At 72.6% G+C, this 11,749-nt stretch carries 9 protein-coding genes; 3 read left to right on the plus strand and 6 right to left on the minus strand.

The window, feature by feature from the left end; all coding sequences use genetic code 11:
- The gene (locus tag ATL51_RS24415; protein ID WP_100880056.1) at positions 1–1,125 is read right to left on the minus strand and encodes an alpha/beta hydrolase; all 1,125 of its coding nucleotides are present in this window, start codon (positions 1,123–1,125) and stop codon (positions 1–3) included.
- Between the two features lie 242 nt (positions 1,126–1,367).
- Here ATL51_RS24415 and ATL51_RS24420 point away from each other — a divergent pair, with 242 nt between their 5' ends.
- Complete coding sequence (locus ATL51_RS24420) at positions 1,368–1,814, plus strand: hypothetical protein (protein ID WP_208623061.1); 447 nt, start codon at positions 1,368–1,370, stop codon at positions 1,812–1,814.
- Positions 1,815–1,843: 29 nt separating this feature from the next.
- Here the strand turns inward: ATL51_RS24420 and ATL51_RS24425 are convergent, their stop codons facing one another.
- Complete coding sequence (locus ATL51_RS24425) at positions 1,844–2,416, minus strand: maleylpyruvate isomerase N-terminal domain-containing protein (RefSeq protein ID WP_208623062.1); 573 nt, start codon at positions 2,414–2,416, stop codon at positions 1,844–1,846.
- 54 nt (positions 2,417–2,470) lie between these two features.
- On the opposite strand from ATL51_RS24425, the gene ATL51_RS24430 reads away from it, so the two are divergent.
- Complete coding sequence (locus ATL51_RS24430; RefSeq protein WP_073578088.1) at positions 2,471–3,625, plus strand: PIN domain-containing protein; 1,155 nt, start codon at positions 2,471–2,473, stop codon at positions 3,623–3,625.
- A gap of 63 nt (positions 3,626–3,688) precedes the next feature.
- Here ATL51_RS24430 and ATL51_RS24435 read toward each other — a convergent pair whose 3' ends face one another.
- Complete coding sequence (locus ATL51_RS24435; RefSeq protein ID WP_073578087.1) at positions 3,689–4,585, minus strand: DUF2188 domain-containing protein; 897 nt, start codon at positions 4,583–4,585, stop codon at positions 3,689–3,691.
- A 103-nt stretch (positions 4,586–4,688) separates the two neighbouring features.
- Positions 4,689–5,087: a DoxX family protein gene (locus tag ATL51_RS24440; RefSeq protein WP_100880920.1), complete on the minus strand. Its 399-nt coding sequence runs from the start codon at positions 5,085–5,087 to the stop codon at positions 4,689–4,691.
- Positions 5,088–5,479: 392 nt separating this feature from the next.
- On the opposite strand from ATL51_RS24440, the gene ATL51_RS24445 reads away from it, so the two are divergent.
- Positions 5,480–5,734, plus strand: a complete 255-nt coding sequence (locus ATL51_RS24445; protein ID WP_073578086.1) for a hypothetical protein — start codon at positions 5,480–5,482, stop codon at positions 5,732–5,734.
- A gap of 72 nt (positions 5,735–5,806) precedes the next feature.
- Here the strand turns inward: ATL51_RS24445 and ATL51_RS24450 are convergent, their stop codons facing one another.
- Positions 5,807–7,258 carry a glutamate synthase subunit beta gene (locus tag ATL51_RS24450; RefSeq protein ID WP_100880058.1) on the minus strand — a complete coding sequence of 484 codons (1,452 nt, stop codon included), beginning with the start codon at positions 7,256–7,258 and terminating at the stop codon, positions 5,807–5,809.
- The gene (gene gltB, locus ATL51_RS24455; protein WP_392567410.1) at positions 7,251–11,735 is read right to left on the minus strand and encodes a glutamate synthase large subunit; all 4,485 of its coding nucleotides are present in this window, start codon (positions 11,733–11,735) and stop codon (positions 7,251–7,253) included. The genes ATL51_RS24450 and gltB overlap by 8 nt, the downstream gene beginning before the upstream one ends.
- Positions 11,736–11,749: the final 14 nt, after the last annotated feature.

Raw genomic sequence — 11,749 nt, forward strand, 5'->3', positions numbered from 1 at the left:
TCAGGGCACGGGGACCGACACCCGTCCCACGAGCCACGGATAGGAGTCCGACAGGGCCTGGGAGAACAGGTCGAAGTCGTGCCCGCCCCCGGGCACGATCACCAGCCGGTTCTCGACACCGGCCCGGGTCGCCACCGCCGACAGCGTGTGCGCGGCGGCGGCCGGATCGGTGTCGGCGTCACCCGCCTCGAACCAGCCGGCGATCCCGGGGGCCCGGTTCGCGGCCAGCAGCGTCGCCGGGTCGTGTGCGGCGAACGCGGTCTGCGACCCGCCGAACAGCCCGGCGACGGTGTCCGGGACTCCGCCGTTGGAGTCCCCGACCCGCGGGCCGAGCAGTCCGGCGTAGTCACCGAACGTGGCGAACACCGTGGGATGGCGCAGCGCCAGCATCGCCGCGCAGCTGCCGCCCTCGGACAACCCCGCCACCGCCCACGACGGCCCCGGCGGCCGCGTCCCCAGCAGCCTGCTCACCACCCGGGGCACGTCGCGGGTCAGGTAGGTCTCGACCTTCGCCGTCGGGGTGTCGACGCACTCGGAGTCCGCGGTGTAGGTGCCGTTGACGTCGGGCATCACCAGGATCGGTGCCACCCCGTGGTGCTGGGCGGCCCAGGCGTTCGCGACGTCGGCGGCGCCCCCGGAGTCCACCCAGTCCACCGGACGGCCGGGGGTCCCGTGCAGCAGCACGATCACCGGCAGCTGTGGCCGGGGCCGTTCGTACCAGGCGGGCGGCACCCACACGACCGTGGGCCGGGCCGCGAAGTGCGACGCCGTCCCCGGGATCGGGATCTGCACGACCTGACCGGTCGCCGGGACCTTCCGCGTCAGCAGCAGCTGGGCGACCCCGATCCCCTCCACCGGTCCGGTCCCGGCCACGTCGCCGACGGTCCGCAGGTAGTCCAGACCGGCGTTCACCCCGACCAGGGCGCTCGCCGGCAGCACCACCGCGACGACGCCCGTCGCACCCAGCCGGGCGAGGATCCGCAGCGACCGGTACCGGGACCGCCCGGCCCGCCGGACCCCCAGGACGACCAGCACGAGGACCACCACACCGGCGAGGACGAACCCCGTCACGAACTGCCACGTGGTGATCGGGACCGCGTCGATCCCGGTGGTACCGGCGTCCATGGACCGCTCTCCTCGTGTCGTGCCCGCGAGATCATCCCCTGCCGCTGTGAGTCCCGGGTGAGAACCCGGTGAGGATCTGCTGAGTCCACTGTCCGGAGCGGTGACGCCGGTCCTGGCGTCGCCGGTGTGGAGCCGACGATCGTCGGGCTGCCGGCGCACATACCGCTGGTGCACGGCGTCGTGGTGCTGGTCCCGCTGACCGCCCTCGGACCGGTGCTGGTCGCGGCCGGCCCGCGCCACGGGTGCGTCTGGTCTGGCCGACCGTGGTGCTCGCCGCGGCCACCCTGGCCCTGGTCCCGGTGACCACCGGGGCGGGGGGATGGCTGGAGCACCGACTGCCGCGGACCCCGCTCATCCGGGACCACGCCGAGCTGGGCGACGGGCTGCTGCCGTGGGCCGCCGGGCCGGCCGTGGTCGCCGTCGTGGTCGCGGTGCGCCACGTCGTGGCGGTCCGGGCCGGGCGTCGCGTCCCCGCGACGGACGGCGGCGGGGCCCCGGAGGTCCCGGCCGGGACGGCGCCCGGCGGGACCGTCGTGACGGTGGTCGTGGCCGTGCTGGCCGTCGTCGTCGCGGTCGGGGCGGTGGTGACGACGGTACGGATCGGGGACTCCGGGGCGCGTGCCGCGTGGACCGGCCAGGTCGCCGAGCAGCCGCTGGGCGGGTCGCAGGGGGAACCGGACGGCGGCTGACCGCCCGCCCCCTGACACCCCGGCGCCGCTCAGCGTGGCGCGCCGTGCCAGCGCCACCGGGCCGGCGCGGGCACACCACGCCACGACGCCCGGCCGGTGTGGTGCAGCAGCGCCCCGGCCGGGTCGTCGCCCGCGTCGACGTCCGGCCACAGCCGGGCGAGTACGCCCCGGCACGGCGCCGCCGGCAGCGTCCACGCCGGGTCGGTGGTCCGGGTGATGTCGTGGGTGTGCACCAGGACCTCGGTGACGCCCATCGCGGCGAACCCGGCGGCGTCGGCGTCGCCGTAGGGGTGCCAGCCGCGCACCCCGCCGGGTGCGGTCCGGACGGCGGCGGCGAGCATCGCCCCGCCGGTCGCGGCGACCTGCAACAGCCCGGCGGTGCCGACGGCGTCGGGCACCACGATCTCGAACGGCGGATAGTCGTCGGGCGGGGCGATCGCCACCTGGGCGGCGTAGCCGAACAGGTCGTCCGCGACGTGCACCACGGTGTCGCGGCACGACCAGTCCAGCGGTCCGGCCGGGGCGGACCAGCCGTCGTCGGGTACCGCCCCCAGGGCTCCGACCATCGTCGTCACCGCGTTCTCGACGTCGTCCGCGCGCATCGGTGAACCGTGCCCTGCGGGCGGGCACCCGGGCCAGCGCATTAGGCTTCCGCGGTGGCCCACGAGGACGAACGCATCGCACTGCTGCTCGACTACGAGAACCTCGCGATCGGCGCCCGCGACGGGCTCGGGGTCGTCCCCTTCGACTTCGGCCCGGTGGCCGACGCGCTCGCCGAACGCGGGCGGGTGGTGGTCCGCCGCGCTTACGCCGACTGGTCCTCCTTCGACGAGGACCGCCGCCTGATGGCCCGCGCCCAGGTGGAGCTCATCGAGATCCCGCAGCGGATCGGCGGCTCCCGCAAGAACGCGGCGGACATCAAGCTCGCCGTCGACGCGATCGAGCTCGCCTACGAGCGGGAGTTCATCACCACCTTCGCCATCGGCACCGGCGACTCGGACTTCACCCCGCTCATGCACAAGCTGCGCGAGCTGGACAAGCGCGTGATCGGGATCGGGGTGCAGTCCTCGACCTCGGCGTTGCTGCCGCCCTCCTGCGACGAGTTCCTGTTCTACGACCGGCTCCCCGGTGTCGAGCCGACCCAGGCGCCCGCACCGCCGCGTCGTCGCCGGGGGAGTCCGCGCCCCGCCCCGGCCCCGGCCGCGGGACCGGTCGCGACCCCCGCCCCGGTCGCGGTCCCGGAGCCGGAGCCGGTCGTTCCGCCGGACCCGTTCGACGTCACGTTCTCCGACGGGCGCGACGACACCGCCACCACCGGGGCCGAGGAACGCGACGTCGCGGGCCTCGTCGTCAGCACCCTCGTCGGACTGACCCGCCAGGCCGACGGCCCGGTCCTGGCGTCGCGGCTCAAGCGCGCGATCCTGCGCAAGGACCCCACGTTCGACGAGGCCGACCACGGCTTCCGCGGTTTCGGCGAGCTGCTGCGCCATCTGCAGGACCGCGGTGCGGTCACGCTGACCACCGGTGCGGCGCAGGGTGACCCCGAGGTGGCGCTGCCCGACGACCCGGACGCCGACCACGACGCGTTCGCGCTGCTCGTCGACGTGGTGCGCGGGATCGCCGCGGCCGGGGACCCGCCGCAGCTGTCCGGGCTGAAGAACCAGCTCCGCAAGCGGGTCCCGGACTTCTCCGAGAAGCGCTACGGCTTCGGCAGTTTCCTGTCCTTCGCGAAGGCGGCCCGCGCCCGGGACCTCATCGCGATGGAGTGGAGCGACGACACCGGCGACTACGTGCTGCGTCCGACGTCCTGACCGCAGACGACCGCGCCCCCGCCGACGTGGTCGGCGGGGGCGCGGTCGCGGTACTGCGGGGACTCAGCGGCCTGCGGCCTTGCGGGTCCCGCGCTGGAACAGCTTGCCCGCACGCGAGGTGACCGCACCGGTCACCCCGAACGCGGTGGCGACCGCCCCGGCGGCGACGCGGCTGGTGAACCGGATCGGGTTCAGCGGCTTGTAGACGCGCAGGGCGAAGTCGTCCAGCTGCGAGGCGGCCCGCTCGCCGTTCTCGTAGAGCCGGCGGGCCAGGCGGGCCCCGGTGTCGTCCAGGTCGTCCTCGACGCGGGCGCTCACGCGCGCGGTCCGGTCCGCGGTGCGCACCGCGGAGTCGGCACCCTGTTCGGCGACGGCCTTGACGGTGGCGGCGGACCGCTCCGCGGACGACGACACCTCGCCGGCGACCTGCTTGCCGGTGCGCTGGGCGTTCCCGGCCAGCTGCTCGCCGGTGGCCTTCGCGGCCTCGGCGGCGGCCTTGCCCGCCTTCTTCGGGTCCTTGCCCTGGTCGTCGACCTTGCGGGCTTCGGCGGCGACCTTGTCGGCGCCCTTCTTGACGGTCTCGCCGGCCTTCGCCGCGCTGTCACCGGTCTCGCCGGCGACCTTCTTGGCGGTGGTCCGCGTGTCGGCACCGATCTTGTCGGCGGCCTTGCCGGTGGTCTCGGCGGCCTTCGACGCGGTGTCACCGGCCGCGGTGGCGGTGGTGCTCGCGACGGCCTTCGTGGCGGTGCCGGCGTCGGCGTCGGCGTCGATGGAGCGGCGTTCGCGCACCGAGCCGTCGGTGCCGTACACGACGAGGTTGCCGCCGCCGTCGTTGGCGATGATCTCCACCGCCCGGGTGATGGCCTCGGCCTGGGTGCTCGTACGGGCACTCGGGCGCTGGGCGTCTTCCTTCTCGACGGTCCAGCCGTCGTCGACCGGCTTGACGTGGCGGTCGGCCATGGCGGGTTCCTCCCCTTTGCGGGACTCACTCGGGCGAACCGGGGTATCCGGATCGGTCTTCTCTCCCCGGAGATGCCCGATGATCGCTGTGCGTAAACGCAGGTCAGCGAGGGGTGGTGAGCGTCTCGTTCCGTCGCGCGACCGCGATCACGGCGGTCAGGGCGCCGAGGACCAGCGGTGTGACGACCAGCGCCCCGCCGTGCAGGACGAATGCCTGGGTGAGCGCCGCACCGACCATCAGCAGGACGAGCCCGGTGGCGGCCGGTACGGCCGAGCGCCGGGTGCACAGGCCGATCCCGCCGGCCAGCTCGAGGAACCCGACGACGTAGCGCAGCCATTGGCCGAGGCCGATCCCGTCGAAGATCGCGACGGCGAACGGGTCGCCCCAGAACTTCGGCAGCGCCGAGGCCAGGACGAAGAACAGGCCGAGCAGGATCTGCAGCACCCACAGCGCACGATGTGCGGCGACCGGCATACGACGGGTGGGGGAGGGGGCGGTCATGGTGGCCTCCGCGGGCACGGCCCCGGCGGTTCCGGAGCACTCACCGCCTACGACCGGCTGGCCCCGGAGAACTCATCGCCTCGCGCGGCGACCGGGGCGGGATACACCACCGGGCATCGGGCCCGCGGCGCGTGGCCGCGGTACCCGATGACCCGATGGTGCCCGGCATCGACAGGGGCTCCCGGTTCTGCAGATGCCGGTCACGGGGTTCAACGCCCGACCCGCCGTCGGGTTGTGGGTGCAGTGGCTCCTGTCTCGCCCGCCACCGTGAGCGGCGCCGCCCCCGCGACGGGCGGGAGCGGATCGCGGTGTGCGTCCGATGAGGAGCACTCCGTCACGATCGCCGGTAGAAGACCGGCGACGGACGGAGAGATCCAGGCCATACTTCTCGTATGCGCGATGAGCGGTGGCGGGTCGAGGTCGGTACGGAGAACGCGACGTGGCTGGCGACGCAGTGCCGCACCGCGATGCTGGCCCGGGAGTACCGGCCGGTCGACGTGGGCGACGGCGTCGTGGAGTTCGACCGGCTCGCCCTCGGCGCGATCCGCGAGCTCGGCGAGGAGGAGGACGGCTACATCTCCGACGACGCCGAGGGCGTGCGCATCTGGATCGGCGACGACGCCTACGAGCTCGAACGCCTCGACTGAGCCCGGGGACGATCCCGGGACGACGAAGGGCCCGGCCGCGAACGGCCGGGCCCTGTCGTCACGCCGGGTGGATCAGGCGATCTGCCGGTCGGTGGGGTCGATCGGGCGTGGCAGCACGGTGCGCCCGGTCAGGTACTCGTCCACCCCGGCGGCCGCGGACCGGCCCTCGGAGATGGCCCACACGATCAGGGACTGGCCGCGGCCCATGTCACCGGCGACGAACACGCCGTCGGCGGAGGACATGTAGCGGTCGTCGCGGGCGACGTTGCCGCGCTCGTCCAGGTCGACCTCGAGGTCGTTCAGCAGGGCGCCCTTCTCCGGGCCGACGAAGCCCATCGCGAGCAGCACCAGCTGCGCGGGGAGCTCCTGCTCGGTGCCCTCGACGGGCTCGAAGCCGTTGTCCCCGCGCTTGACCTCGACGATCCGGATGCCGGCGAGCTTGCCGTCGGCGTCCTTCACGAACTCGGTGGTGTTGACCGAGAACAGCCGGTCGCCGCCCTCCTCGTGCGCGGAGGACACCCGGTAGACCGTCGGGTAGGTCGGCCACGGCATGTTGTCGGTGCGCTGCTCGGGCGGGGTCGGCATGATCTCCAGCTGGGTCACCGAGCGCGCACCCTGGCGGTGCGAGGTGCCCAGGCAGTCGGCGCCGGTGTCACCGCCGCCGATGATCACGACGTCCTTGCCCTCGGCCGAGATCGGCGGCGCGTCCAGGTCGCCCTGCTGCACGTGGTTGGCCCACGGCAGGAACTCCATCGCCTGGTAGACGCCCTCGGCGTCGCGGCCCTCGGCGGGCAGGTCTCGCCACGCCGTCGCACCGCCCGCGAGGACGACCGCGTCGAAGTCGGCCCGCAGCTGCTCGACGGTGACGTCGGTGCCGACGTCGACCGAGGCCCGGAAATGGGTGCCCTCGGCGACCATCTGCTCCAGGCGCCGGTCCAGGCGCGCCTTCTCCATCTTGAACTCGGGGATGCCGTAGCGCAGCAGTCCGCCGATGCGGTCGGCCCGCTCGAACACGACGACCTCGTGCCCGACCCGGGTCAGCTGCTGGGCGGCGGCCAGCCCGGCCGGCCCCGACCCGATGACGGCGACCTTCTTGCCGGTCTTCACCTCGGGCACCTGCGGGGTGACCCAGCCCTCGTCCCACGCCTTGTCGATGATCTCGATCTCGACCTGCTTGATCGTGACCGCGTCGTCGTTGATGGCCAGCACGCACGCCGCCTCGCACGGGGCGGGGCACAGCGTCCCGGTGAACTCCGGGAAGTTGTTCGTGGCGTGCAGGCGCTCGATCGCCTCGCGCCAGTCGTGGCGGTAGACCAGGTCGTTCCACTCGGGAATGAGATTCCCGAGCGGACAGCCCTGGTGGCAGAACGGGATGCCGCAGTTCATGCAGCGCCCGGCCTGGGACTCCAGGGTCTTCGCCGGGAAGTCCTCGTAGACCTCGCGCCAGTCCATCAGCCGCAGGTCCACCGGCCGCCGGGTGGGCGTCTGCCGGGGAGTGGTCATGAAGCCCTTGGGGTCACCCATGAGCAGCCTCCATGATCGCCTGGTTGACATCGCGGCCCTCGCGCTCGGCGTTCTCCGTCGCGAGCAGCACGCGCTTGTAGTCCTTGGGCATGACCTTGCCGAACCGCTCGACCGCGTTGTCCCAGTCGGTGAGCAGCGCGTGCGCCACCGCCGAGCCGGTCTCGGCGTGGTGCCGCTCGACGAGGTCGTGCACGATCGACCGGTCCTCGTCCGAGAGCGGGTCGAGGTCGACCATCTCCGGGTTGACCCGGTTCTTGTCGATGTCGAGCAGGTAGGCCACGCCCCCCGACATCCCGGCCGCGAAGTTGCGCCCGGTCCGCCCGAGGACGACGACCCGGCCACCGGTCATGTACTCGCAACCGTGGTCGCCGACGCCCTCGACGACGGCCACCGCGCCCGAGTTCCGGACGCAGAACCGCTCGCCGACGACACCGCGGATGAACATCTCGCCCGAGGTCGCGCCGTAGCCGATCACGTTGCCGGCGATGACGTTCTCCTCGGCGGCGAACGGCGACGACGGGTCCGGCCGCAGGGTCAACCGGCCACCGGACAGGCCCTTGCCGAAGTAGTCGTTGGTGTCGCCGACCAGCCGCAGCGTGATGCCCTTGGGCACGAACGCACCGAAGCTCTGCCCGGCCGCGCCGGTGAACGTGATGTCGATCGTGTCGTCGGGCAGGCCCTTGCCACCGTGCGCCCGGGTCAGCTCGGACCCGAGCATGGTGCCGACCGTGCGGTTGACGTTGCGCACCGGCAGGTCCAGGCGGACCCGGTCGCCGTTGCGCAGCGCGCCCTCGGCCAGCTGGATCATGGTGTTGTCCAGCGCCTTGTCCAGGCCGTGGTCCTGCTCGCGGGTCCGCTTGCGCGGCGCGTCGTCCGGCACGTCGGCGATCCGGAAGATCGGCGAGAGGTCCAGGTGCTTGGACTTCCAGTGCTGGGCGGCGGAGTCGACGTCGAGCACGTCGGCCCGGCCGATCGCCTCGTCGAGCGAGCGGAAGCCCAGCTCGGCGAGGATCTCGCGGACCTCCTGCGCCACGAACTTCATGAAGTTCACGACGTACTCGGCCTTGCCGTTGAACTTCTTGCGCAGCTCCGGGTTCTGCGTCGCGACGCCGACCGGACAGGTGTCCAGGTGGCAGACGCGCATCATGATGCAGCCCGAGACCACCAGCGGGGCGGTGGCGAAGCCGTACTCCTCGGCGCCGAGCAGCGCCGCGATGACGACGTCGCGCCCGGTCTTGAGCTGGCCGTCGGCCTGGACCGTGATCCGGTCACGCAGCCCGTTGGCCATCAGCGTCTGCTGGGTCTCGGCCAGGCCGAGCTCCCAGGGACCGCCCGCGTGCTTGATCGAGGACAGCGGCGAGGCACCGGTGCCGCCGTCGTGGCCCGAGATGAGCACGACGTCGGAATGCGCCTTGGACACGCCGGCGGCCACGGTCCCGACGCCGACCTGGGACACCAGCTTCACGTGGATGCGGGCCCGCGGGTTGGCGTTCTTCAGGTCGTGGATGAGCTGCTTGATGTCCTCGATCGAGTAGATGTCGTGGTGCGGCGGCGGCGAGATGAGGCCGACGCCCGGCGTCGAGTACCGGGTGGTCGCGATCCACGGGTAGACCTTGCCGCCGGGCAGCTGGCCGCCCTCACCGGGCTTGGCGCCCTGGGCGATCTTGATCTGGATGTCGTCGGCGTTGACCAGGTACTCGCTGGTGACGCCGAACCGGCCGGACGCCGCCTGCTTGACCGCGCTGCGGCGCGAGTCGCCGTTCGGGTCCGCGGTGAAGCGGTCCGGGTCCTCGCCGCCCTCACCGGTGTTGGACCGGCCGCCGATGCGGTTCATCGCGATCGCCAGGGTCTCGTGCATCTCCTGGGAGATGGAGCCGTAGGAGATCGCACCGGTCGCGAACCGGGTCATGATCGACTCGATCGACTCGACCTCGTCGACGGACACGGGCTCGCGCTGGCCGTCCTTGAACGTGAACAGGCCGCGCAGCGTCATCAGCTTCCGCGCCTGGTCGTCGACGGCCTTCGTGTACTCCTTGAAGACCTCGTAGCGCCCGGCCCGCGTGGAGTGCTGCAGCTTGAAGACGGTCTGCGGGTTGAACAGGTGCAGTTCGCCCTCGCGACGCCACTGGTACTCGCCGCCGACCGGCAGCGCCCGGTGCGAGGCACGGACGTCGTCGGCAGGGTAGGCGCGGCGGTGGTGGGAGAGGACCTCCTCGGCCAGGACGTCGAAGCCGACGCCGCCGATCCGCGACGCGGTGCCGCGGAACGCCGAGTCGATGACCTCGGAGCCCAGGCCGACGGCCTCGAAGATCTGCGCGCCGGTGTAGGACGCGACCGTCGAGACACCCATCTTCGACATGGTCTTGCGGACGCCCTTGCCGAGCGCCTTGACCAGGTTCTTCGCCGCGGTCCGGCCGTCGACACCCGGGACGTCGCCGCGCTCGGCGAGATCCTCGACCGTGGCCATCGCCAGGTACGGGTTCACCGCGGAGGCGCCGTAGCCGAGCAGCAGCGCGATGTGGTGCACCTCGCGGGCGTCCGCGGACTCCACGACCAGCCCGACGCGGGTGCGCGAGCGTTCCCGGACGAGGTGGTGGTGCACGGTGCCGGTGAGCAGCAGCGACGGGATCGGCGCGTGCTCGGCGTCCACCCCGCGCTGGGACAGCACGATCAGGCGGGCCCCGTTCTCGATCGCGCGGGACACCTCCTGCTTGATCTCGGCCAGCCGCGACAGCATGCCCTTGCCGCCGTCGCGGGCGGTGAACGTGCCGCGGACGACGTGCGAGGCGAAGCCGGGGAACTCCCCGTCGTCGTTGATGTGGACGATCTTCGCCAGGTCGTCGTTGGTCAGCACCGGGAACGGCACGACGATCGTGCGGCAGTGCGCCGGCGTCGCGTCGAGGAGGTTCTGCTCCGGGCCGAGCTGGCTGAACAGCGAGGTGACGAGCTCCTCGCGGATCGCGTCCAACGGCGGGTTGGTGACCTGGGCGAAGAGCTGGATGAAGTAGTCGTACAGCTGACGCGGGCGCTCGGCGATGGCCGCGATCGGCGCGTCGTTGCCCATCGAGCCGATCGGCTCGGCCCCGGTGACCGCCATCGGGCGGAGCAGGACGTTGAGCTCTTCCTCGGTGTAGCCGAGGGCCTGCTGGCGCAGGTTGAGCGTCTCGTGGGTCGGGGTCTCGCGGGTACGCGCGGGCAGTTCGTCGAGCCGGATCAGACCGGCGTGCAGCCAGTCGGTGTACGGCTGCTCGGCGGCCAGCGCGCCCTTGACCTCGTCGTCGTCGACGATCTTGCCGCGCTCGGTGTCGATGAGGAACATGCGGCCCGGCTCGAGGCGGCCCTTGCGGACGACCTTGTCGGGCGCGACGTCCAGCACGCCGACCTCGGAGGCGAGCACGACCAGGCCGTCCTCGGTGACCCAGTAGCGGGCCGGGCGCAGTCCGTTGCGGTCGAGGACCGCACCGATCTGGGTGCCGTCGGTGAACGCGACCAGGGCCGGTCCGTCCCACGGCTCCATCAGCGTGGAGTGGTACTCGTAGAACGCCCGCCGGGCGGGGTCCATCTCGGTGTTGTGCTCCCAGGCCTCCGGGATCATCATCAGCACCGCGTGCGGCAGGCTGCGCCCGGACAGGTGCAGCAGCTCCAGGACCTCGTCGAAGGTGGCCGAGTCCGACGCGTCCGGGGTGACGATCGGGGTCAGCCGCGACAGGTCGCCGGGCAGGTTCGCGGACTCCAGCAGCGACTCGCGGGCCGCCATCCAGTTCCGGTTGCCGCGCAGGGTGTTGATCTCACCGTTGTGCGCCACGTAGCGGAACGGGTGCGCCAGCGGCCACGCCGGGAACGTGTTCGTGGAGAACCGCGAGTGCACGATCGCCAGCGCGGAGGTCACGCGCTCGTCGTTCAGGTCCGGGTAGAACGCGGCGACCTGCGGCTCGGCGAGCATGCCCTTGTAGATGACGGTGCGCGGCGACAGCGACGGGAAGTAGGTCTCGGTGTCGTGCTCGACCCGCTTCCGGAAGCAGAACGCGCGGCGCTCCAGCTCGATGCCGGCGGGCGCGTTCTCCGGGGCGTCCCCGGTCAGCTCCACGCCGCCGACGAACAGCTGGCGGAAGCCGGGCATCGCGTCCCGGGCGATGGAGCCCAGGTCCGCGGCGTCGGGGTCGGTCGGGATCTCGCGCCACCCGAGGACCGTGAGGTCCTCCTCGGCGGCGAGCGCGTCGATCCGCTCGATCGCCGCGGCGGCCTCGTCCTCGTCACGCGGCAGCATCGCGATGCCGGTGGCGTAGGCGCCCTCCGCGGGCAGGTCGAAGTCGGTGACCTCGCGGTAGAACGCGTCCGGGACCTGGATCAGGATCCCGGCACCGTCACCGGTGTTGTACTCGGCGCCACGCGCACCGCGGTGTTCCAGGCGCAGCAGGGCCTCGATGGCCTTCTGCACGATGGCGTGGCTGCGCTTGCCGGTGACGTCGGCCAACATGGCCACACCGCAGG

This window comes from Pseudonocardia alni, from assembly GCF_002813375.1.
Lineage (GTDB): Bacteria > Actinomycetota > Actinomycetes > Mycobacteriales > Pseudonocardiaceae > Pseudonocardia > Pseudonocardia alni.